Origin of the sequence: Leucobacter sp. USCH14 (assembly GCF_037619215.1) — a bacterium.
Taxonomy (GTDB): domain Bacteria; phylum Actinomycetota; class Actinomycetes; order Actinomycetales; family Microbacteriaceae; genus Leucobacter.
Genome location: NZ_JAQPZP010000019.1, coordinates 1 through 21,772, shown reverse-complemented (window position 1 = coordinate 21,772; position 21,772 = coordinate 1). Strand labels below are relative to the sequence as shown.

32 protein-coding genes are annotated in these 21,772 nt (G+C 67.1%); 29 read left to right on the top strand and 3 right to left on the bottom strand.

Annotated elements, in window-relative coordinates; genetic code table 11:
- Positions 1-143 precede the first annotated feature (143 nt).
- The 3 genes from PQI23_RS13455 to PQI23_RS13445 are packed head-to-tail and all read left to right on the top strand — an operon-like array spanning position 144 to position 879.
- Positions 144-485, top strand: coding sequence for an FDXHR family putative zinc-binding protein (locus PQI23_RS13455; RefSeq protein ID WP_339975394.1), 342 nt, complete (start codon positions 144-146; stop codon positions 483-485).
- The gene (locus PQI23_RS13450) at positions 485-730 is read left to right on the top strand and encodes a hypothetical protein (protein ID WP_339975392.1); all 246 of its coding nucleotides are present in this window, start codon (positions 485-487) and stop codon (positions 728-730) included. The genes PQI23_RS13455 and PQI23_RS13450 overlap by 1 nt, the downstream gene beginning before the upstream one ends.
- On the top strand, positions 727-879 hold the full coding sequence (locus PQI23_RS13445; protein WP_339975390.1) for a hypothetical protein: 153 nt from the start codon (positions 727-729) through the stop codon (positions 877-879). The genes PQI23_RS13450 and PQI23_RS13445 overlap by 4 nt, the downstream gene beginning before the upstream one ends.
- 16 nt (positions 880-895) lie before the next feature.
- Here PQI23_RS13445 and PQI23_RS13440 read toward each other — a convergent pair whose 3' ends face one another.
- Positions 896-1,423, bottom strand: coding sequence for a hypothetical protein (locus PQI23_RS13440; RefSeq protein WP_339975388.1), 528 nt, complete (start codon positions 1,421-1,423; stop codon positions 896-898).
- Positions 1,424-1,468: 45 nt separating this feature from the next.
- Here PQI23_RS13440 and PQI23_RS13435 point away from each other — a divergent pair, with 45 nt between their 5' ends.
- The 7 genes from PQI23_RS13435 (at position 1,469) to PQI23_RS13405 (ending at position 4,908) form a co-directional block, all read left to right on the top strand.
- The gene (locus tag PQI23_RS13435; protein WP_339975386.1) at positions 1,469-2,074 is read left to right on the top strand and encodes a hypothetical protein; all 606 of its coding nucleotides are present in this window, start codon (positions 1,469-1,471) and stop codon (positions 2,072-2,074) included.
- Positions 2,071-2,751: a hypothetical protein gene (locus tag PQI23_RS13430; RefSeq protein WP_339975384.1), complete on the top strand. Its 681-nt coding sequence runs from the start codon at positions 2,071-2,073 to the stop codon at positions 2,749-2,751. Before PQI23_RS13435 ends, PQI23_RS13430 begins: the two co-directional genes overlap by 4 nt.
- Positions 2,748-3,023: a hypothetical protein gene (locus PQI23_RS13425; RefSeq protein WP_339975382.1), complete on the top strand. Its 276-nt coding sequence runs from the start codon at positions 2,748-2,750 to the stop codon at positions 3,021-3,023. Before PQI23_RS13430 ends, PQI23_RS13425 begins: the two co-directional genes overlap by 4 nt.
- The gene (locus PQI23_RS13420; protein WP_339975380.1) at positions 3,013-3,615 is read left to right on the top strand and encodes a hypothetical protein; all 603 of its coding nucleotides are present in this window, start codon (positions 3,013-3,015) and stop codon (positions 3,613-3,615) included. The genes PQI23_RS13425 and PQI23_RS13420 overlap by 11 nt, the downstream gene beginning before the upstream one ends.
- Positions 3,612-3,857, top strand: a complete 246-nt coding sequence (locus PQI23_RS13415) for a hypothetical protein (protein WP_339975378.1) — start codon at positions 3,612-3,614, stop codon at positions 3,855-3,857. The genes PQI23_RS13420 and PQI23_RS13415 overlap by 4 nt, the downstream gene beginning before the upstream one ends.
- 135 nt (positions 3,858-3,992) lie before the next feature.
- Positions 3,993-4,283 carry a hypothetical protein gene (locus PQI23_RS13410; RefSeq protein WP_339975376.1) on the top strand — a complete coding sequence of 97 codons (291 nt, stop codon included), beginning with the start codon at positions 3,993-3,995 and terminating at the stop codon, positions 4,281-4,283.
- Positions 4,284-4,392: 109 nt separating this feature from the next.
- A complete protein-coding gene (locus PQI23_RS13405) occupies positions 4,393-4,908 on the top strand; it encodes a helix-turn-helix domain-containing protein (protein ID WP_339975374.1) in 516 nt (171 codons plus the stop codon).
- A gap of 13 nt (positions 4,909-4,921) precedes the next feature.
- On the opposite strand, the gene PQI23_RS13400 is transcribed toward PQI23_RS13405, so the two are convergent.
- Both PQI23_RS13400 and PQI23_RS13395 read right to left on the bottom strand, forming a co-directional pair.
- A complete protein-coding gene (locus tag PQI23_RS13400) occupies positions 4,922-5,386 on the bottom strand; it encodes a hypothetical protein (RefSeq protein ID WP_339975372.1) in 465 nt (154 codons plus the stop codon).
- Positions 5,379-5,570, bottom strand: a complete 192-nt coding sequence (locus PQI23_RS13395; protein ID WP_339975370.1) for a hypothetical protein — start codon at positions 5,568-5,570, stop codon at positions 5,379-5,381. Before PQI23_RS13395 ends, PQI23_RS13400 begins: the two co-directional genes overlap by 8 nt.
- A 57-nt stretch (positions 5,571-5,627) precedes the next feature.
- Between PQI23_RS13395 and PQI23_RS13390 the strand changes: the two genes are divergently transcribed.
- From PQI23_RS13390 to PQI23_RS13300, 19 genes are all read left to right on the top strand, one after another.
- Positions 5,628-6,947: a PBSX family phage terminase large subunit gene (locus tag PQI23_RS13390; protein ID WP_339975368.1), complete on the top strand. Its 1,320-nt coding sequence runs from the start codon at positions 5,628-5,630 to the stop codon at positions 6,945-6,947.
- 45 nt (positions 6,948-6,992) lie between these two features.
- Positions 6,993-8,633, top strand: a complete 1,641-nt coding sequence (locus PQI23_RS13385; RefSeq protein ID WP_339975366.1) for a phage portal protein — start codon at positions 6,993-6,995, stop codon at positions 8,631-8,633.
- A complete protein-coding gene (locus PQI23_RS13380) occupies positions 8,620-8,868 on the top strand; it encodes a hypothetical protein (RefSeq protein ID WP_339975364.1) in 249 nt (82 codons plus the stop codon). Before PQI23_RS13385 ends, PQI23_RS13380 begins: the two co-directional genes overlap by 14 nt.
- A 3-nt stretch (positions 8,869-8,871) precedes the next feature.
- Positions 8,872-9,948 (top strand): phage minor capsid protein, encoded by a 1,077-nt coding sequence (locus PQI23_RS13375; RefSeq protein WP_339975362.1) that lies wholly within the window; start codon positions 8,872-8,874, stop codon positions 9,946-9,948.
- A 46-nt stretch (positions 9,949-9,994) separates the two neighbouring features.
- The gene (locus PQI23_RS13370; protein ID WP_339975360.1) at positions 9,995-10,660 is read left to right on the top strand and encodes a hypothetical protein; all 666 of its coding nucleotides are present in this window, start codon (positions 9,995-9,997) and stop codon (positions 10,658-10,660) included.
- Between the two features lie 54 nt (positions 10,661-10,714).
- Complete coding sequence (locus PQI23_RS13365) at positions 10,715-11,725, top strand: major capsid protein (RefSeq protein ID WP_339975358.1); 1,011 nt, start codon at positions 10,715-10,717, stop codon at positions 11,723-11,725.
- A gap of 79 nt (positions 11,726-11,804) precedes the next feature.
- Positions 11,805-12,335, top strand: coding sequence for a hypothetical protein (locus PQI23_RS13360; protein ID WP_339975356.1), 531 nt, complete (start codon positions 11,805-11,807; stop codon positions 12,333-12,335).
- Between the two features lie 3 nt (positions 12,336-12,338).
- Complete coding sequence (locus tag PQI23_RS13355) at positions 12,339-12,659, top strand: hypothetical protein (RefSeq protein ID WP_339975354.1); 321 nt, start codon at positions 12,339-12,341, stop codon at positions 12,657-12,659.
- Positions 12,659-13,066, top strand: a complete 408-nt coding sequence (locus PQI23_RS13350) for a hypothetical protein (RefSeq protein WP_339975352.1) — start codon at positions 12,659-12,661, stop codon at positions 13,064-13,066. Before PQI23_RS13355 ends, PQI23_RS13350 begins: the two co-directional genes overlap by 1 nt.
- Before the next feature lie 23 nt (positions 13,067-13,089).
- Positions 13,090-13,410 carry a hypothetical protein gene (locus tag PQI23_RS13345; RefSeq protein ID WP_339975350.1) on the top strand — a complete coding sequence of 107 codons (321 nt, stop codon included), beginning with the start codon at positions 13,090-13,092 and terminating at the stop codon, positions 13,408-13,410.
- On the top strand, positions 13,407-13,754 hold the full coding sequence (locus tag PQI23_RS13340) for a hypothetical protein (RefSeq protein WP_339975348.1): 348 nt from the start codon (positions 13,407-13,409) through the stop codon (positions 13,752-13,754). The genes PQI23_RS13345 and PQI23_RS13340 overlap by 4 nt, the downstream gene beginning before the upstream one ends.
- The gene (locus PQI23_RS13335; protein ID WP_339975346.1) at positions 13,754-14,227 is read left to right on the top strand and encodes a hypothetical protein; all 474 of its coding nucleotides are present in this window, start codon (positions 13,754-13,756) and stop codon (positions 14,225-14,227) included. Before PQI23_RS13340 ends, PQI23_RS13335 begins: the two co-directional genes overlap by 1 nt.
- Positions 14,228-14,291: 64 nt before the next feature.
- The gene (locus PQI23_RS13330) at positions 14,292-15,050 is read left to right on the top strand and encodes a phage tail tube protein (RefSeq protein ID WP_339975344.1); all 759 of its coding nucleotides are present in this window, start codon (positions 14,292-14,294) and stop codon (positions 15,048-15,050) included.
- 110 nt (positions 15,051-15,160) lie between these two features.
- Positions 15,161-15,745: a hypothetical protein gene (locus PQI23_RS13325; protein ID WP_339975342.1), complete on the top strand. Its 585-nt coding sequence runs from the start codon at positions 15,161-15,163 to the stop codon at positions 15,743-15,745.
- Between the two features lie 47 nt (positions 15,746-15,792).
- Positions 15,793-15,957 carry a hypothetical protein gene (locus tag PQI23_RS13320; protein ID WP_339975340.1) on the top strand — a complete coding sequence of 55 codons (165 nt, stop codon included), beginning with the start codon at positions 15,793-15,795 and terminating at the stop codon, positions 15,955-15,957.
- Positions 15,950-19,525, top strand: a complete 3,576-nt coding sequence (locus PQI23_RS13315; RefSeq protein WP_339975338.1) for a tape measure protein — start codon at positions 15,950-15,952, stop codon at positions 19,523-19,525. The genes PQI23_RS13320 and PQI23_RS13315 overlap by 8 nt, the downstream gene beginning before the upstream one ends.
- Positions 19,522-20,436, top strand: a complete 915-nt coding sequence (locus tag PQI23_RS13310) for a hypothetical protein (protein ID WP_339975336.1) — start codon at positions 19,522-19,524, stop codon at positions 20,434-20,436. Before PQI23_RS13315 ends, PQI23_RS13310 begins: the two co-directional genes overlap by 4 nt.
- On the top strand, positions 20,436-21,431 hold the full coding sequence (locus tag PQI23_RS13305) for a hypothetical protein (protein WP_339975334.1): 996 nt from the start codon (positions 20,436-20,438) through the stop codon (positions 21,429-21,431). Before PQI23_RS13310 ends, PQI23_RS13305 begins: the two co-directional genes overlap by 1 nt.
- 12 nt (positions 21,432-21,443) lie before the next feature.
- Positions 21,444-21,772: hypothetical protein (locus tag PQI23_RS13300; protein ID WP_339975332.1), on the top strand; the 329-nt coding region annotated here is incomplete at its 3' end.

Below are 21,772 nucleotides of genomic sequence, written 5' to 3'. Positions count from 1 at the left end.
ACGCGAAGACCGGGAACGGGTCGCAGCCGGCCTACGGGCAGACCGCGGGCGGCGGGTACGCGCAGGACAACCCGTGGGCGCAGCCGTCGAACACCGATCAGTCGTTCGGTGGCGGTTTCGACGATGAACAGCCGTTCTGATCCATGAGCGAGCAGACACACGCGCCGAAGCTGGCATCGCCCGAAATCTCGGATACGTCAGCGTTCCGGGCAGGTTCCGACCATGACACTGCGCACGCGGAATGCGGGAAGACGTGGCGGCAGCGCGGAAACCGGACCGGGCACTGCTCCGGCTGTCACGAGACGTTCGAGGGCGAGGCGCTGTTCGACGCGCACCGAACCACCCTCGCAGACGGCTCGCGCGGATGCCTCGACCCGAACGAGATGAAGTTCCGAGGCATCCCTCTCCGACTCGAGAACGGCTCCTGGCGGGGGCCGAAGATGAGCGCCGCAGCACGCGACGCGTACCGAAAGGACGGCCAGTAATGGCTATCAGAGAACAGATCACGATCGACCTCGCGACGGTCGACATGAACGACGAGTACCGCGTCGAGCTGACTCAGCTCAAGCCCACGCAGGACTACTCCCCCGAGCAGGCGCGCGCGCTCGCCGCCGAGCTGCAGCAGATCGCTGCGCTCGCCGAGCAGGCGCTCCGGCACGACGAGGCCGAACGGTTCGAGCGCATGCGCAACGCGACGCCGCGCGCCGTTACCGGAGAGGCCGTGCTGTGAGCACCGCGACGAACCGCACCTGCATGCAGGCACCCATCGGCCGCGGCGCCTACTGCGGGCGCCCCGGCGCGACCATCGTCGCGGCGACCGCGGTGACGTGCACGAACTGCCAGGCCGCGCTCCGCGCCGACGAGAGGGCATCGAAATGACCGCACGCAACCTGAACTATATGACTGGCATTCCCTCTTTGATGCTCGAAAGGTCAACCGACGCCGGATCCTCGGCCCAGTCATGGACGAATTTGCTGACGCGAACGATCTCATTAATTACTTGGACGCGCGTCATGGTTTTGAGCAACTTCGAATCCATAGCTTTGTACACGTACCCTCGAACCCTCGTATTGCTCGGTTCCTTCGTGAGCGTCCCGGCGAACTGGATGTTGACGAGGTCTTTCGCCCATTTGTTCTCATCTAAGGGTTTTCCCGCAATCGCATCCATTCCGGTACTCATGATCCAGTGGCGAAGCTGTCCGGCGTACTCCATCCTCAGATGCCGTAACCGATCCGTGTCTCGAGAAATCTCAAGCGCATTCTGTTTCGCAATCAAGCCGTGGTTAAGAGCGGCAATCCAAATTGTCGCACCGACAGCCGCGATGGAAACAATCAAGGAGATGACATCAAGCGGGCTTGGAGTTGAGAGACTCTTAGAGATTTGCTCTAGCTGGCAGCCGATCCAATGCAATTCGCAGTCCATGAAACAGCAGCGTACTGGCGCGGGTGCTGACGTGGATGGTTCACGATGAAGCTCGCGATCGCAGACCCGCCGTACCCGCCGATATTCGGGGAGCGGTTCGACACCGCCGGCGGCGAGGGCCGTCTCACGGTGCGCTCGCGCGCGCGACGCTGGTACGGCGACGGCACCCGGGCGAAGACGGACTCCGCGCCGGCAGACTTCCACCCCGACGCCGGCCGATGGGATGACATCAGCGAGCATCGACGGCTGATGGAGCAGTTGCTCGACGAGTACGACGGGTGGGCGATCGCCACGACCCCGGACGGGCTCGGCGCGTACCATCCCCTCCCGGTCTCGGCGCACGTCGCGGCATGGGTGCGTCCGAACGGGATGCCAGGCGGCGGGCGGCTCGTATCTCGCTGGGAGCCGGTGATCGTGTTCGTCCCCGACGCGCGCAGGAATCGGGAGCAGCTGCGGATCCCGGACGTGCTCACTGCAGCGGCTCCGCGTCGCGGGTTCGCGGGCGCGAAGCCGCCGGAGTGGACGAGGTGGGTGCTCGCGATGCTCGGCTACGCACCAGGTGCGGACACCGTCACCGATGTCTTCCCCGGCTCTGGCGCGGTGTCCGCGGCGGCCGACGGCCTCCTCCCGATCGAAGGGTTCACCGGATGACCACGCATCCGCCTCTCACCGAGACCGACCTCGACGCTCTCGCCCGCATGGGGCTCCCCCGAACATCACTCGACCTCCCGAAGGAGAACACCACCATGACGAACCAGAAGACCGACGGGCCGTCGCTACTTCCCGTTGCGCAATGCCCGGAGGAGCGCGATCAGCCCCATCGTCAGGCCAGCGATGGCGAGCACGCCAGTAATGATCGAGAGGACCGGATCCATGGGGACATGGTAACTGCAACTGCCTCAGCTTCGGCGATCTCTGATCCAGCGGACGAGCACCACGATGCCGAGGAGCGCGAGGCCGAGTCCGAGGATCATGCGGCAACGGTAACAGGCGACCGCGAAAAGCTGGCGCTCGACCGCGTCTGGAAGGCGATGGGGTGCGCGTGGAACCCGGACGCGTTCAAGGCGGGAGTCCGCGACACGATGTGGTCTCAGGTGGTGGAGTTCTGCGAGGAGCAGACCGCGAGCAACAATCGCCTGCATCGCGAGAACGAGGAACTCCGCGCCGCTCTCGCCGCCCCGGTCGAGGTGGACGACGCGAGGCTCGCCGAGGTGATCTGGGCCGAGCAGGAGTCGCGTGTGCTGGACGGCTACGTGATCCACACACGGGAGACCGCACGCACCACTGCGGCGGCCGTGATCGCACACCTGCGAGGTGAGGAGCGATGAGCCGCGAAATGGCTGTGATCGTGCGCGCGGCAGAGGCGCGAACCCTGCTCGGCGACATCCCGTTCGGCTATGAGGCGTGCGTCGTCGACGGCACGATCGCTCGGTACAACCCGCGCAGCATCGTCGATCTGTGGCGGCCGACCGCTCAATGGGCGCGCGCTGCTGGGGACGCCTGGATCCGCCGTCACGAGCGTGGGCGTGAACGAGAGCACCGCCGCGATCAGCGCGCTCGCAGGGCCACCGGATACGAGGAGAGATCGCATGCAGGCTGAGAGCTCGTGGTCGGGTTCGTTCAAGTGGCACCTCGAGCAGGTGCCGTTCCAGCTCATGCACATGCGCGAGCTCGCGGAGAACACCCTCGCCGCGCAGGATACAAGCGCGGTCGTCGTGTCGGGCACGAGCGAGAAGGCGCGGCTCCCCTACCGTGTCGACCCCGCCGACGACGCCGACCTGCTGTACGCGACCCTGATCATCTTCGGGCGCGAGGTCGCGGAGAAGATCGGCGGCGCCTCCCCACGCACCCTCCGCGCTCGCATGTGGTCGGGGCGCGACGAACCCCAAGGGCTGCCGCTCTGCACCCCGTCCGAGGCGTTCGCGATGTCGACCGAGATCATCCGGTGGCTCATCGCGTGCACGCACCAGATCGCCCACGACGAGACCTTGAACGACGCCCCCGAGTCACTCATCGACCTCATCCGCGAAGTGCGAGGCCGGTACCCGCGCGCCGAGCCGAAGTTCCGCGCCTACCAGCCGCGGGCGTGCGTCTGCGGCGAGCGCACCATCCGCCCGCTCTGGGGCCCCGACGGTCTCGCCGGCGCGATCTGCGACACCTGCAAACGCACTTGGGAGAAGAAGCCCGCGTGATCGAGAACCGCCCCTGGTACACGTATCGCGAAGCGAGCGTTCGCGTGAACCGTGCCCTCGTCACCGTGAAGCGCTGGCGGCGCCGCGGCATGCCGATGACCTGGGATCCGCAGGGGCGGAGAATCGTCGATCACGAAACCCTCCTTCTGTGGCTTCGCGAGACCTCGGAGCGCAACGACGAAAACCGCAAGATCATGCGCGACACGCCGATGTACGCCGATGACTTGCTCGACCTACCCTGAACCCCCCTAAAGTCATGAATGAGCAAGTGGGCCGGAACGCGAACGTCGCGAGCCGGCCCTTTCTCATTCCATCTCGCGAGGGGCGGGAACCTCGAACTATCGCGGCGTCCCGCCCCTCACCGCTACTCTCGAACCATGAGCGAGACCCAAGACGTCACCCCCGAAGCCCGAGCAGCCGCACGCGAAAAGTACGGCACCAGCACCGCCCCCGAGAAGATCACGAACAGCGCACTCTCCGCGCTCGGATGGATCAGCCTCCTCGGCTTCGCACTCGCAATCGTCGGACTCATCGTCACCACCAGCTCCGACTCAATGGTCACCATCACCGTATGGTCCAACTTCATCGGCGCAGGCATCACCGCAGGCTTCTTCGCCCTCGTCGCCTACCTCGCCACGAAAGCGATCATCACCAGCCGCAAGCAGTAACACACACCACCACCAAACACCCCCAAGGGCCCGCATCCACACCGGATGACGGGCCCTTACTCATGCCCGCACCACCACCGGGCCACCGTGAACGGGAGGACACCCGAACATGGCACCCAACGCCGCCCGACCAGACGCCCAGCAAACGCGCGCCCGCGTCGCCGACCTTCACGCTCAGGGGCTCTCTCGGAACGCGATCGCTCGGGAGATCGGCTGCTCGCCGTCGACGGTGTCGAAGCACTCGAAGCTGCTCGGGCTGTCGTTCGATCGGACGGCTACGGCGGCGGCCGTCGCGGCGCAGACCGTGGATCTCGCTTCGCGCCGTGCGGCTCTGGTCGATCGGATGATGAAGCTCGCCGAGGACACGCTGAGTGAGATCGAAGGTGGCGAGATCGAGCAGGTCGCGATCACGCAGCGCGGTGACGTCGTGCGCACTACTCGGAAGCCTGACATGACGGATCGGCGCAACGGTGTGACGATTTCTGGCATCGCTGTGGACAAGGCGACGAAGCTGCTCGACCGAGATTCCGGTCTTGAGACTGCGACGTCGACGCTCGACGCGCTTGAGGCGGCGGTCGGAGCGGCCGCACGCTCGCTGCTGGACGGCGATCAGACCACCGATTAAGTGCGAACCAAACCTATGCTTTTGCGGCTTTGTTCGCGGCGATGACCGCATCGATCGGAGCGTCTCCGCGAAGCCAGTCGAATACGAGCTCAAGTCGATCGAGCGCAATGCGTTTTCTCTCGAAAGCACCCGACTCGTCCTCAAGTCCCTCGCTAATGTTCTTCACATACTCAGCGACTGGCCCTTCTCCCGGTTCCAAAGTCGCGATGAAACGAATGCGGGCCTGGTCCTCAGCAGCATGATGAGCCCAGTCACCTCGACCCAGTGCGTGCACGATCGCCTCGCTGAGCTGCTCGGCGCGTTGAATCTTGAGCTCACGAGCCTGCATTTTGCGAGCAACTTCCTCTTGCTGACGCTGCCTGTCGGCTCGAACTCTCTCTGCTCTCGCTGGACCAAACACGTTTCCCAGCAGGCCGAAGAGAGCTACCAGGACGGTCGCGCTGCCACTGAAAAGCGCGACGAGAGCAACATCACTCATTGACGAGCAGTACCTGCGGTGCGAGGGCTTGTTGGAAGGACGCGACGACGTCTTCCATTCCCGTTTCCGGGTTCATCACAGTGAAGTGGAAGAAGCCGTCTTTCGCCGAGTACTTCTCCGCTTCGACGATCACGTGCCTATTGGTCAGCGGGTTCGTAACAACCTTGTACTTCCGAAGAGCCATTGCATTGCCTTTCTGTGGCTGAGGTTCTGATTTCTGACTCTATCGGGGGTGCAAGCATTGGAGGTAGCAGCTGCGGCGAACCGATCCCCACTAAACGGCGTCTTCTCTCCGAAGCAGATCAAGTTCCTCGGCACCTGGTCGAAGGGCCCGAAGCACACCATCCTCTCCGGCGCGGTCTCCGCCGGCAAGACGTTCATCAGCCTGTGGGCGCTGCTCATGTACATCAAGTACATCCCGACGTCGGGGCAGATCATCCTCATCGGGCGCACGCTCGGCACGCTCAACACGAACGTGATGCAGCTCCTGATGAGCGAGCAGATCTTCGGACGCATCGCCCAGCAGGTCAGATACACCCCCGGCGCGAAGACGGCGACCATCCTCGGCCGCACCGTCTACCTCTACGGCGCCGGCGACGCGAACGCCGAGACGAAGATCCGCGGCATGACCGTCGCATTCGCGTACGTCGACGAGGCGACGCTGCTCCCCGAGGCGTTCTGGAACATGCTCGTCACCCGACTGCGCGTGCCCGGCGCCCGCCTGCTCGCCACGACGAACCCGGGCTCGCAGAACCACTGGCTGCGCGCGAAGTGGATCAAGCGCGGAACCGCGACGAGCACCGCACACTTCACCTTCACGATGGACGACAACCCATCGCTCGAACCCGAGTACATCGCACTGCAGAAGTCATCGTTCACGGGAGTCTTTTATGACCGGTTCATCCTCGGTAAATGGGTGGCCGCGGCGGGCGTGATTTACCGCGAGTTCGACGAGAACAAGCACGTCATCGCGCGCGCGCAGCTCCCGAAGCTCGAGCGGTGCCTCGCCGTCGGCATCGACTACGGCACCACGAACACGACAGCCGCCGTGCTGCTCGCCCTCACCCGCGAACGCACACCGCGCCTCGTCGTGCTCGGCGTCTGGGGCTACAACGCCGCCGAACACCACGGCGTCACCCTCCCCGACATCGAACTATCCCGGCGCCTGCGCGACTGGGTGGAGGACGAAGGCGAGAAGCCGAAGCACCACCCGCGCGCGTTCGTCATCCCGGAGTACTGGTTCCTCGACCCGTCCGCAGCGTCGATGCGCGCGCAACTGCAGGCCGACGATCAGGTGACGTGGAAGGCCGACAACAAGGTGCTGCGCGGCATCTCCGACGTCGCGAACCTGCTCGCCAAAGACCGGCTGCTGTTCGTCGCCGAGACCTGCGAGCCGCTCCTCACCGAGCTCACCGAATACTCCTGGGATCCGAAGAAGGCCGCCGAGGGCGTCGACGAGGTGCTCAAGGAGAACGACCACTTCTGCGACGCGCTGCGCTACGCCGTGCGATCGACTCGCGGCCAGTGGGTGCGCCCGCTCGGGTTCGCGCTCGCCGCCTGACTCGATGTGCCAGAAATTAACCCGCAACGGAAGGGGGCCGGCGTCATGCCGATGCCAGAACCCAATACCGCGTGGCCGCCGCCCGCGTTCCTCGCCGCCTACCTCGCCTACGCCGAGAACAACGCATGGTGGACGGGCGACCAAGAGGAGCTGCAGAAGCTCTACGGCGGCAGCCACGAGCTCACGACGCACAACGTGCGCAACGGCGTGCTGCAGGACATCGTGCGGAAGATCAAGGACCGCGGCAAGGGCCTGTTCTGGGGGCCGCGCAACGTGCCCGCGAAGCCCGGCTCGCGGCAGCTGCTCCGCTCGCACCTTCCCGCCGCGGCGAACCTCGCGACGCTCTCGAGCGATCTGCAATTCGCCCAGTCGCCGACGTTCCTCGTTCCCGGCGAGGAGCCGGACAGCGCCAGCGAGCGCGTGAAGCTGATGAACGAGACCATGAACACCGACCGCGTGCTCGCCGGCCTCGGCAGCTACGGCGAGATGAAGGCAGCGCTCGGCGCCGCGATCTGCATCCCGATGTGGGATGAGGAGGTCGCCCCGGGCGAGGTCTGGTTCGAGTCGTTCGGCCCCGATACCGCGGTGCCCGAGTTCCAATCGGGACGGCTCAAGGCGGTCACGCTCTGGTCCGAGGTGCAGGAGGGCAATGTCTACTGGCGCCTGCTCTCGCATCACGGCGTCGAGAGCGGCGCGGGCTACGTCGAGCACGCCCTGTTCGAGGGGAAGCGCGACAACCTCGGGAAGCGCGTCGACCTCGCCGCGCACGACCTCGGCGCGCCCTACCTCGACCTCGTCGACAGCTCATCTCGCGTCGCGACCGGCCTCTCCCGCCTCGACGCCGTGTACGGCATCAACTCCCCCACGATCGAGTGGCGGAAAGACCCGTACCTGCGGTACGCCGGTCGCTCCGATTTCGCGCAACTGCACGGCCTGTTCGACGACCTCGATCAGGCGTGGTCGTCGTGGATGCGCGACCTGCGCCTCGGCCGCGGGCGCCTGTTCATCCCTGACACCTACCTCGAGAACCTCGGGCGCGGGCAGGGCGCAGCGTTTGATGAGCTCGCCGAGTACGTCACCCGAGTCAACATGCCGGGCGACCTCAGCGACTCGGGCAACATGCCGATCAAGGGGCAGCAGTTCGAGATCCGCGTCGAGCAGCACGAGCGCACCCTGAACGCGACCTATCGCGAGATACTCCGCAAGGCGGGGTTCTCCCCGAGCGCGTGGGGCGACGGCGGCGGGCAGGACGGCGGGCAGATCACCGCGACGGAGATCGACGACCGCAACGCGGCGTCGGAGCGCACCCGCAAGAAGAAGAACATGCACGACCGGCAGACCCTCGGCGAACTCGCCCGGATCATGCTCGAGGTGCAGGCGGCGAAGTACAAGCGCCCGGGAATGGACCCGGACGTGCTGCCCGTCGTCGAGTTCCCCGACGCGACCACAGAGAGCCCGAAGGACGTTGCCGAGACGGTGACGCTGCTCAACGCGGCGAGCGCGATCTCGCTGCTGCAGAAGGTAGCGCGCGCGAACCCGGGGTGGACGTCGAAGCAGGTGCAGGACGAGGTCGACCAGATTCTCGAGGAGCGCGGTCAGGCGGCGCCGGATCCTGCCGCGCTCGGCCTGGTGCTGGGAGCGGCGCAGGACGCTGACGACGAAGGGGAGGAAGATGACCTCGACTGAGATCGCGCCGCAGCCAAACACGGGTCTCGCCGTGGCCGTTGCCGACTACCTTGACCAGCGACTCGGCGCCGATGCGTGGACCGACCTCGACGCGTTCGTGACGACCGTCGCATACCGGAAGGCCGACGGCAAGATCGGGTTCGAGGTCATCACGAGTACCCCGGACGAGGCCCGGGTCGCGCAGATGCTCAGCCTCGGAGCGCAGCTCGTGAGTTCCTCCCCGGCCGGGCGGTAGGCCGTGGCGCTCTGGGAGGGCGCGACGCCCGCAGACCTGCTCGACGATCTCGGGAACGCTATCGCGCAGAAGTACCGGCGCATCGAACTCGCTCTCGAGCGGAAGCTGCGCCGGTACCTCGAGCAGGCGATCGAGGCGCCGACGGACCTGTCAGCTCGTCTCGCCGCGGTGAAGGCTCTGCGCGAGCAGGCGGCCCGCCTCGTCGCGACGATGCCGCCCGAGCGCGTTGCCGCGGTCGTTGCTCAGATCGCTGCGGGTGAGGCCGCGACGGAGGTTGCCCGACAGCTCCTCTCGATCCCTTCCCTCGCCGGGTCGACCGTCACCTCGGGTGGGCTGTGGGCGGTCGCCGCGTCTCAGATCGAACTCACCGACACACTGCGCGCCCTGAATGCGCGCATCCACCGCGCTCCCGCCGACGCCTACCAGGCGATGACGGCGGCGATGCAGCCCGACATGCTGATCGGGCGGTCGACGTGGGAGCAGGTGCAGCGCCGGCAGGTCGACCAGTACCTCGCCGACGGCATCACCGGTTTCATCGACCGCAGCGACCGGCGGTGGCGCATCGGTAGCTATGCCGAGATGGCTACCCGCACCGCGGCGGCGCGCGCCTGGCGAGACCAGAGCGTCGCCTCGATGCGCGAGAACGGCATCACGACCTTCACGCCCGTGCTCGGCTCCTCAGCGTGCGGAAAGTGCGCGGCATGGGCCGGCAAGGTGCTCAGCGACGGCCGAGTCGGCCGCGTCGAAGTGCCGCACGCGCTCACCGGGGAAGCGACACCCGTGCACATCGACGCGACGCTCGCCGAGGCGCGCGCTGCCGGCTGGGGACACCCCAACTGCAGGTGCGTGCTCATCCCGTCACTGCCGGGCCTCGAACGGCGCGACGTGACGACTCACGACCCCGAGCACGAGCGCGCACGGGACACGATGCGCGCCCTCGAACGCGAGGTTCGGGCCGCCCGCCGCGACAACGACACCGAGGGCGTCGAAGCTGCACAGCGGGCACTCAGAGACCACACCCGCGAGCACGGGCTACGGCGCCGCTACTGGCGCGAACAGCTCGAGTTCTCGGGTGGATGAACGACCGGGCGGATGCCCGGCGATGACGTGCAGGAGGCACACAGCTATGAACACGAACACCTCTCAGGTCCAGGGCGTCGAGGTTCTCCCCGGTTGGATGATCGGTCGGGCACCTCTCGCGCTCCGCGGGATCCGGTTCGCCGACGGCGGCGACGGCGGCAACGGCGGGGAGACCCCGCCCGCACCGCCCGCGCCCGCGGCGCCCGCTCCCCCGGCGCCGACCCCGCCCGCGGACCCCGCGCCCACCCCGCAGCAGCAGCGCCACAGCGACTACGACCCCGTGTGGGCGAAGGCGCTGCGCGAGGAAGCGAAAGGGTACCGCGAGGCCGGCGAGCAGACCGCGAAGGATCTCGCCGCAGAGAAGGCGGCACGCGCGGCCGAGGCGAAGGAACTCGAAGAGCTCCGCGCCGAGAAGGCCGAGCGCACCCGCCGCGAGCAGCTCACGGGGGCGACGAAGGACATCGCCGACCTCGACGCACTGCTCGACTCGGCCGCGTTCGGGAAGGCGCTCGAGGGCGTCGACCTGGCCGACGCCGACAAGCTCGGCGCCGCGGTGAAGGCGTTCGTCGAGGAACACCCGCGGTTCGCGCTGCAGGACGGCCCGAAGCCGCCCCCGCGCGCGCCGCAGGGCACTCCGACGGGCGGCGGCGGGAAGACGCCGCCGCGCACCCTCAGCGAGGCGATCTCCTCGGAGATCGCTGCGCGCCAGTAACTCGACGGCGGCCGGCCGGTCGTCGTCTCCGTTTCACACAGAAAGGGGCATCCGATGCCCGTCACCCTCAACGAGGCGAAGAACAACGTTCAGAACGCCTACGACCCGGCCGTCATCGACGAGTTCCGCATCCACTCGCCGTTCCTCGACATGCTGCAGTTCGACCAGGCGGTGAACCCGTCGGGCGGCGGCGGCACGCTGACGTACGGCTACCGCCGACTCAAGACCCTCGCGACGGCCGCGAACCGCCCGCTGAACACCGAGTACGTTCCGCAGAACGTCACGACCGAACGCGTCAGCGTCGACCTGGCCGTCATGGGCGGGTCGTACGAGATCGACCGCGTGATTGCCCGCAATCTCGGCACCGGAGCATCCGACGCCGTCACGCTGAACATGCAGCAGAAGATCATCTCGACGGTCGCGCAGTTCAACGATCAGGTCATCAACGGCGACACCGCCGTCGACGCGGCCGGGTTCAACGGTCTCGACAAGATCCTCACCGGCACCTCGACCGAGGTCGGCGTCGACGAGGTCACGGCGTGGAACGACTTCGACACGAACGCGGCCGCTCCGCAGGTCGCGCTCGACAAGCTCGACGAGTTCCTCGACATGCTCAACGGCCCCGCGTCCATCGTCGTCGGCAACAAGCGCGCTCTCGCCCGAGTCCGCGCGCTCGCTCGCCGCGCCGGCATGTACGTGCGCGACCCGCTCGAGGGCCTGCAGGACCGCAACGGTCGCCCCGTGCTGCGCGAGACGTACGGCAACATCACGTTCGTTGATGCCGGGCACAAGCCCGGCACCGCAACCGACGTGATCCCCGTCGAGACGCGCACCGTCGACGGTCAGAGCGTGACGGGCCTCACGGACCTGTACGCGATCCGCCTCGAGGTGCTCGACGGCCTCCACGCGGTCTCGACGGTGGGCTCCCCGCTGATCGAGTCGTGGCTGCCTGACTTCTCGACCGCGAAGGCCGTGAAGACCGGCGAGGTCGAGCTCGGGCCCGTCGCGATCGCGCTCAAGTCGACCAAGGGCGCGGCCGTGCTGCGCAACCTCAAGGTCGCCTGACCGGCGCTCTCCCGGGGCCGCGTGGCATGCGCTGCGCGGCCCCTCTCACGCACGAACACGATCCCGGAAGGGGATACACATGACTATCAAGATCACGGCGCCTGTAGCCGATTTCGACGGCAAGGTCGCGGGAATCCGGTTCGAGGCCGGCACCGCAGAGATCGACCCAGACAAGCACGCGGCGGCGCTCGCCTACTTCCGCCGCCAGGGGTACGGGATCAGCGGCAGCGCTCCCGAGCACCCCGAGCACGACCAGCAGCGGGCGCAGGCCGACGCCGGCAATTTCGTGCCCGATGAGAAGCTCGGCACCCTCAACGGCGAGCAGCTCAAGGGCATCGCGAAGGAGCTCGGGGTGTCCACCGCGGGCAGCAAGACCGCGATCGCCGAGCGCATCGTCGAGAAGCGCGCCGAGAACGGCAAGCAGTCGATCGAGCAGCACGACGCTCGCGACGGCGCCGACCGCGACGGCGACGGCGTGGAGGACGCGACGACCGTCACGACCCCCGCGGGTGGCGAGCAGACCGGCGAAGCGCTTCCCGTCGTGCCTCCCGCGTCCGAGGTCAAGGGCGCGAGCGAGCACGACAGCGTGCGCGAAGTTGAGGGCGAGTAGCTCATGGCGTCGTGGGTTGACACTCGCCCGGGCCGCCCGGCTGGCAGCTACATGGTCGGCGGCGTCGAGTTCAAAGCGGGCAAAGCGGAGACGGGCAACCTGACCGCGGGCGGCCGCGCGCTGTTCGCGGCGCTCGGCATCGTGGCCGCGGAGGATGCGCCCGCCACAGCCCCCGAGGTCGCCGAGACCGGCGTGCCCGAGGGCGCAGTCGTGCTCGACGAGGTCGGGCCCGAAGTCGCCGAGCACGAGCAGGCCGCCGAGGAAGCGCCCGCCGACGGCGACGCACCGGCACCCGCCCGCCGCCGCACTCGAGGCACGAAGTAATGGGCGCGCCGGTCTACGCCACGGCGGAAGACGTGGCAGCGCACTACGCGCCCGCGCAGCCGCCCGCAGAGATCGGCGCACCCGCGCTTCGAGCGGCATCTCGCATGGTCGACCGCATGGCACTCACCGCCGTGTATCGCGTCGACAGTCACGAGATGCCGCTCGACCCCGACGTGCGCGACGCGTTCCGCGAAGCGACGATCCTGCAGGCCGCGCACACGATCGAGTACGGCACCGAGGCGGAGATCGCCGAGGCGAGCGTGCCCGTGTCGCTCGGCCCGCTCAAGATCGGACTCGGTGACCGCGGCGGCTCGCAGGGCGGCAGCGGTGGCGGCGTCGGCGCGTTCTCGACCGAGGCCGCGGCGGCGCTGCGCGCAGCCGGCTTGATCGTCGGGGCGCTGCAGTGAAGCCGCGGCGGATCCCCCGCAGCGTGCTCCCGCACCGTCACCTCGTCGCCGTCGCCCCGCTGCGAGGCTCGAACGCGTCGGGCCGCGTCTATCACAACGAGGTCGTGATCCCGTTCGCGCAGATCGTCGACGGCGCGGGCCTCGTCGGCGGGCAGTACGCCCGCGAAGCGAACGTTACGGGCGTGGTCTACTGCGATCGCGACGCGTTCGACGCGCTGCCGATGCCCGATTCGAAGGTGCGCCTCTGGGCGGGCACGGGAGACGAGCACGAGGCCGTAGTGATGCGCGTCGAGCGGTACAACCATCCGCGGATCGCCGACCTGATCGTGCTGGTGCTCCGATGATGCGGGTCACGGCCGAGTGGAACGGCGACGAGGTGATCGCGGAACTCAACGGCGCGATCCCCGACGCGCTGAACTACGCCGCCGAGCTACTGCGCGGGTGGGCCGTCGAGGCGGCGCCCATCCGCGACGGACCGCTGCGGGCCTCGGCGCAGGTCACGCCGGCTTCGGGCGGCAACGAGATCGCGCACGTCTCGTTCGACACGGTCTATGCGTGGCGGCAGCACGAGGAGCTCTCGTGGAATCACCCGGGCGGCGGCGGCGCGAAGTACCTCGAGGGGCCGCTGCTCAGCCGCAACGACGAGCTGCTCGAGGCGATCGCATCACGACTGAGGAGGGTGTTCTAGTGGAGTACGAACCGCGCACGCACACGGCGCAGGTCATGCTCGGCATCGCGCACCACCTCGTCGACGGGCTGCCACCGATCCCCGGGCGCTCGTCGCTGATCCTGCGCAGCGACGAGATCTACGAGCAAGGCGAGTTCGGAACGTACTTCGACTACGCCCCGCCGGATGATTCGACGACGCCGCAGGAGAAGCTCACGATCACGCCGTACATGGAACAGAACGGGATCCTCGCCGTGCAATACCTCCGGGTGCAGCTTCGGTGGTGGCATGTCGGCCGGTCGGCGCTTGAGGTGCGCGACTTCCTCGGCGACGTGCGCGCGCTGTTCCCCGAGTACACGGAACTCGAGATCGGCGGGCATCTGTTCGATCGGGTTCGACAGGAGTCGTCGACGACGTGGGGCGAAGAGACCCGGCCCGGCGTTCTCAACTCGACGCAGAACATCTCTCTGCGCGGCAACAGGTACGAGCCGTGACGGCCCGGATCACTCACACACATCTCCCCGCACCCGCGGGAACTCACGAAATGGAGACCGTCAGATGACGAAGCCCAATCAGATCGCGCCCACTCGCGGCCGCAACGCGTCCACCTACGAGTGGATCTTCGATGTCGCCTACCTGCCCGAGAACCCGGGCGACCCGTTCAACTGGGTCAACATCCCCGACATCACCGCGCTCGCACCGAACAGCACGGCAACGACCACGGACGGCGCCACCTACGCGAACCAGGGCCAGGCGAGCCCGATCACGACCGGCGAGTCGTTCAACCTGAACGTCAACGTCAAGATGGTCACCGACGACGACGGCAATCCGATCGTGCCCGTCGCGATGCTGCTCGAGGCGGCGAACGCGCTGCTCGACCAGGACCGCGCCAGCGACCGCGTGCTCGCGATCCGCTACTACCACTACAAGGTGCCGCAGTGGGCGTACCAGTTCACCGCGGATGTGTCGTGGACGCGCGCGAACACGGGGAACACCGACCTCGAGTTCCTCGCGCTCACGCTCGCCGCGAAGGGCGACCGCAAGGTCATCCCGAACCCGGCCCGCGAGGGCGAGGTCGCGCCGTCGCTCGTCAACGCGCTCCCCGCGAGCGCCGAAGAGGGGCAGATCGTGCGCGTCACCGGCACGAGCCTCAAGGGCATCACCGGCGTCACCGTGGGCGGCGTCGCAGCCGCGTACGTGCTCGCCGACCCGACGGCGGTCTACGTCACCATGCCGGCCGGTGACCCCGGCGACGCCCCGATCGTCGCCAAGGTCTCGGGCTCCGATACCGCTCCGCTCGCGTACACCCGCGCGTAACGAGCACCACACGACCGGGGAGCACGCGTTTCGCTGTGGCGCGCGCTCCCCGGTTCTCCCCTTCCTGGGGAGCAAATCACAGCGAATCACACAGCGAGGGAGAAACGATCATGGGCTACACAGCGTTCGAGCAGGGCCGCAAACTGCACATCGACCTCGGCGACGGAGAGATCTTCACCGTCCCACCGATTCCGGGCCGCATCGGCCGCGAGATGCTCGGCATCGTCACCGCGACCGCATTCGGCACCGACATGACGAATGCGGAGGCCGACTCGTTGCGTCTCGGACGCTGCGCGCTCGGGCTGCCCGTCGAAGAGGTGAAGCGCGCGAACACGGTTCTCCCCGCGTATCCGGGCCTCGAAGGTCACGAAGAGCGCGAGCAGCGCCTCGAAGATCTCCGCGGCACCGAACAGATCCTCGTCACGCAGGCCGCGATCCTGTGGAACGTGCAGCACGGGTCGATCGACGCCGTGCACGACCTGCTCAATACTCCGGCAGGTGAGGCGTACCCAAAAGCCCTAGATCGCGTGATGCGATCATGCGGGCTGGGGCCGCAATTCAGACTGCTGCGCAATTGGCTCAGTGGGGAGTTGGGGAACCCGACGAGCACGGACTCTATGCCCGATACGAATATCCCGAATGGTACGAGCAGTACCGAACATACCGCGACCAACACATCGACGAACCTCACCTAAGCGTCTTCGACCTCTGGGTGCACGTCGAAAGCTGCTGGGACGCGTGCGTGCTCCCGGATCTCGGGCGCATCTACAGCGTCGACACGAGCGACGACGACGCGCTGCTCGCGAAGCCGTGGCGGTGGCTGTTTCACACCGTCATGTCGCTGTTCAGCGTGCCCGGCAGCATGACCGCTGCGGGGTTCCACAGAGAGGAAACACACGATGAGTGAAGTCGGTCGACTGTCAGCCGCGCTCACGCTCGACGGCGCGAACGAGTTTCAGCGCAAGCTCGCCGATGTCGGGCGCACGTTCACGGACACCGCGAACAAGGGAACCGCGTTCGGGCGGCTCGGCGAGGCCGCGGTGCGTCAGGCAGCCGGCGCGACCACAGCGCTCACAGCGGCCGGCGGCGCGTATCTCACGATCCTCGCGAAGACGGGCGGTGCGTATAACTCGCTGCAGCAGAACAGTCGCGCCGCGCTCGGCGTGCTGCTCGGCGGCACTGAGGCCGCGAATGCGCAGATGGATAAGCTCGACGCGTTCGCCCGGAACTCGCCGTTCTCGAAGTCTCTGTTCATCGACGCGCAGCAGCAGATGCTCGGGTTCGGCATCGAGACGCAGAAGGTGATCCCTTACCTCGATGCGATCCAGAACGCGGTCGCGGCGACGGGCGGCAACTCGAACAAGATCTCCGAGCTCTCGACGATTTTCTCGCAGATCCAATCGTCGGCGAAGATCACGGCCGGCGATCTGCGCGAGTTCGGTAACCGAGGCGTCGATGCCGCTTCGATGATCGGCGAGCAGATGGGGAAGACCGCCGCCGAGATCCGCGAGGATGTCTCGAAGGGTGCGATCGACGCGCAGACCGCGCTCGATGCTCTCGCGAAGGGCATGGAGCAGACCTACGGCGGCACGACCGAGCGCGTGAAAGAGCAGTGGACGGGCGCCGTCGACCGCGTGAAGGCCGCGAACCGCGACATCGGCGCGATCATCGCTGAACCGTTCATCGCGAAGAACGGCGGCGGTATGGCCGTCGAGTGGGGGAATCAGGTCGCTGACGTGCTGCGCGCCGTCGAGAAGCAAGCCGGCCCCGTCATGGATATATTCATGACGCGCGGCGGGGGCCTGTTCGCCGGCATCTATGAGGGCCTCGACCGGGCGCAGCAGTCGATCGAGCGGTTCAACCCGGATCAGCTGAACGTGGGCCTCGACAAGCTCGCCGGGCACGCTCCGGCGATCGCGGCGACGACGGGCGCACTGCTCGCGCTCGGCGGGCAGGTCGGGCCGCTCGGTCGCCTGTTCGGCGGGCTCGGCCTCACGATCAATCCGGTCGTGGGCGCGTTCGCGGGCCTGCTCGCCACGTCGCCCGAAGTGCGCGACGCGTTCGGCGACGTGCTCGAAGCGGGCGCGCCGCTCGTCGATGTCGCGGGCGAGCTCGTGCAAATCCTCTCGGGCGGTCTCACGACCGTGCTCCCGGTCGTCGCCGACGGCATCAGCCTCGTCGCAGGTGTCGCCGGCCCGCTCATCGATCTCGTGTCTCAGATCCCCGCTCCCGTACTGCTCGGCGTGGGCGCGTTCGTCGCGATGCACCGAGCAGCATGCCCGCTACAGGGAACGCTCTCGGGCGTCGCTGACGGGCTGCGCGGACTCGCTGCGCGCGGCGCAGGCGTCGCCGTCGCGGAAGCCGCGGGAGGTATCGGCAATCTCGGCAGCGCGTCGGACATCGCGAAGGGCGGGGTGCTCAAGCTCGGCGACGCAATGAAGACCGCGTTTCTCTCGAACCCGATCGGCATCGCGCTCACCGTCGTCTCTGCGGCTGTGGGCCTGTGGGCGGCGGCGAACGCCGAGGCGCAGCAGAAGATCGAGGACCACAAGAGCCGCGTCGCCGAGTTGAAGGAAACGCTCGACGGTACGACGGGAGCTCTCACCGAGGCGACCCGCGCGCAGTCGGATAAGCAACTCGCCGACACGAACGCTGCCGAGCTCGCGAAGGAAATCGGTGTCAGCTACGAAGACATGAAGGATGCGGTGCTCGGCAACGAGGACGCATACAAGCGCGTCACGAGCGCCGTCGACGCGTACTCCGCGACGATGACGACCGGCAACGAGCAGGCCGACACATGGAACGCGACGTTCATGGACGGGCAGAAGAAGGTTCGAGATTTCAACGAGATTCTCGAAGCTCACCGGTCATCGATCGAGGATGCGCAGGCGGCGAAGCGCGAGGCGATTCAGGCCGAGCAGGAGCACAACGCGGCGATGTCGGACTCGGAGCGGGCGACGCAGCGCATGAACGATGCGCTGTCGGTGGCACGTGACACGACGCAGGACACGACGACGCGAGTGAACGCTCTGAAACAAGCTCTCGACGAGCTCAAGGGCGGTCAACTCTCGGCGGAGGAAGCCGCGAAGGCGCTGAGTCGCGCGAACCTCGATCTCGCGGAGGGCCTCGCGCAGACCGACGAGGCCGGCACGAAGCTCTGGCAGTCGATGCTCGACGGCGCGGGCAGCATCGATCTGAGCACGCGGCAGGGCCTCGATTTCGCTGACGCGATGGGCCGCTCTCGTGATGCGATGCTCGATGCGTCGCTCGCGGCGTTCGATCAGGCGAACGCGAACGGCGATCTCGCCGGTGCCACGAGTGCCGCGCAGAAGGCCGGCGAGGACTACGTCGCCACGCTGCAGCAGACGATGCGCGATGCGGGACTCACTGAGGAACAGATCGCGGGCCTGACCGAGAAGTATCTCGACGTGCCGGCGACCGTCGCGACCGTGCTGAACTCGGAAGGTTTCACCGAAGTCGAAGCGCAGATCGTCGACATTCTCAACCAACTGACCGCACTCCCCGAGGGCACGACGATCACCGTCGAGAACCCGGGCGGGCAAGAGACGATCGACAAGCTGCGCGAACTCGGGTATGCGGTCGAAGAGAACCCGGACACGAAGGAAATCACGATCACCGCGCTCGGCGCGGATGCCGCGAAGCAACAACTCGAAGATCTCGCGGGGACGACCGTTCCCGAGAAGGTATTTCAGGTCGATGCGGAGACGGGCAACGCGCTCGCAGAGATCGACGGCGTGCAGCGGGTGCGGATCGACGGCAAGACGGCCTACGTCTACGGCAACAACGCTGACGCGCAGCAGAAGATCGAGGAAGTGCTCAACAACTCGATTCCTGCGAAATGGGCAGTCATCACGGGCGAGGATAGCGATTTCTGGACGAAATGGGCGTGGATCAAGGCTCAGGCCGCGATCCAGAAGTCGGTCGAGATCATCACGAGACACGTCAGCGTTGGCAGCGCAAACGATTTTGCGGGCGGCATGTACGGGCCGGGCGGTCAGCATTTCGCGGCGGGCGGGTTCGCGTCGGGCATCTATCGCGGTGTCATGGGCGGGATCCCGAAGCTCGGCGTCGACGGGCGGCAGCACATATTCGCGGAGAAGGAACTCGGCGTGCCGTGGGAGACGTACATCTCAGGGAACCCGGCGTACCGAGATCGGAATATCGCGTTGCTGCTCGAAACCGCTCGCCGGCTCTCGTTCCCGGTCATTCCGATGTCGCGGCTCGCAGCCGTTCCGCAGGCCCGCAATTTCGCGGCAGGCGGCACGGTCGAGGCGGCGGCGCCGATGGTATCGATGCAGTCGCAGACCGTCGGGATCCGTCGAGAGCGGAGGCGCGGCCGTAGCGGGATGCTCGCCGAGCAGATCGTGATCGGCGCCGACGCGACATCGAACGATATGAGAAACGCCGTGACGCATCTCGGCAACCTAATCGCACGAGAGGAACGACGCAGATGAGCATGTTCGGGCCGTGGCAGATCCGATACCCGGGCACCGAGTACGTGTTCGGGATGCTCGTGCACGACGTCGAAGTGATCGACTGGGAGCAGGACGCCGACGCCGTCGAGGTCGAGGACGTGCGCCCGGCCGGCGCTGATGGTCTGTGGATGGGGCGCGACACGATCGAGCCGGGCGCGGTCACCGTGCACGTCAAGATCGATTTCTCGTCGAAGCCGTGGCCGATCAAGGAACGCGTGCGCCGAGCGATGGAAGTGCGGTCGGAACTCGCTCGGGTATGGCGCGCCGACGCGGTGCGGTCAACGAATGGCGAACTCGCAGAGCTCACGCTCGGCGGATCAGTCGTCATCGAGGGCCGCCCGCGCCGCCCGCAGTTCGACGATGTCGATCAGTCGGTCGGGCTCATATTCGCCGACCTCCCGTTCATCCCGGCCTCGGTCGAGGCGTTCCCAGTTCGAGAGGACGGAGGAACGTGGCACTCGGTCGAGGTCGGGATCGTCGCACCGGTCGGGCGCTCGGGATGGGTATTCCCGCTCGTGTTCCCGATTCAGAACCTCGAACCCGACGTGCGCTCGACATGGTTCGAGGTCGCGGGCGACATCGACGCATCGTGCATCGTCTCGGTGTACGGGCCGCTGCAGGCCGGCGCGGAGGTCGAGATCGCGTCGGGGTTCAAGCTCGTCACGAAACGGGATCTTGCATATGACGAGGTCGCCGTCGCCGATGCGCGGCCCGGGCGGATGACGCTCACCGTCAACGGCGAGCCGAGCAATTTCATCGCACCGACGAGCGCACGACTCGCGGAGCTCAAACTCACACCCGGGCCGCATCAGGTGAGCTTGCGAGGGATCTCCCCGCAGGGCACCGCGCGTGCCCGTATCGAATGGCGCGACACGAAAGCGGGAATCTAATGGCTGAAACTAGCGGATGGGCGATCGACGGGCCGGTGAAGACGCCTGTCGAGGATGCTCGGCGGCTCGTCTATGGCACCTCGGGTGATGCTCACGGCGTCGCGGGGCTGACCGATCTCATCGTGAGTGCCACGACTCCGACGGGCGGCGCCGTGCAGGTGTCTCCCGGGTCGTGCCTCATCAAGTCGCGCTATGCCGAGGGTGAGACGTATCTTGCGTCTCTGAACGAGGCGACGACGCTCGCCGTCACGCCGGCGCCGTCGGGTTCGGGGCGAACTGACGCGGTCGTGTTCGAGGTATTCGATCCGTGGGCGCAGAACTCCCCGGTCCCGGTCCCCGCGGATCCGCTGACGTTCGAGTATTTCCAGCTGCGCATTATCGAGGGCGTTCCCTCGACGATCAAGTCGCCGTTCCTGAGCGACATTCCCGGATACGGGAGCCGGACGGGGCTCGTGCTCGATCGCATCGCGATTCCCGCGGGCCGCGGTGACGTGCAGGACTCAATGCTGAAGCGTCTTGCGCCGCCGCATACGCCGAAGACCCGGCGCCGCATGTTTCAGGCGTTCCCGACGGGGCAGCTGACCGAGGGGCGACGGATACCGAATCTCGCGTATGGCGACTGGCCGCTGTGGAATACCGAGCGCCCTGTCGTCGACGTGCCGAAGTGGGCACGCTATGTGCGCATCGCGGCCTACGTCGAGGGCGCATGGTACGCGAAGGGTAATAGCAACACCGAGCGGTTCGTCGCCGGCACGCGCGTCGGCATCGGCGGACAGTTCTCGCAGAATGGGGTCATCACCCGCGACCCCGAGGATGCGGGCAGCCGCGGCGGGTTCATGATGATCGGTCAGGTTCCCGTGCCGGCCTCGATCCGGGGCACCGAGCAGCCGCTCATCCTGCAAGGTTTGCGTTCGTCGGGCGGCACGACGGGCGGCCTGTTCGTCGATTACCAGACGTGCATCTCGTTCGATTACGAGTTCTCCGAGGAACTCTGAGAGGGGTAGAACATGGGCGCGGAGCGCTACGCGTTGCAACGCTATGGGTCATGGGAATGGCTCGATTATGACGCGTTCCTCGTCACCTCTGACGGGCCGGAGTGGGCGCGCAACGCCTACGGCATCATGCGTGCCACGGTCCCCGCACCCGCCGCGCACCGCGTGACCGCGGAGGACGGACGGGATCTGTTCGAGGAATGGGGAACGTTCGTCCATTACGAGATCGACTCGCCGGGGCTCAAGCGCCGCGAGTGGACCGGCATTGTCGCGGAGGCAACGCTCGGCGCGAACGGGTGGGATCTCGTCATCGTCGAGCACCCGGGCTACCTCAAAGACACACC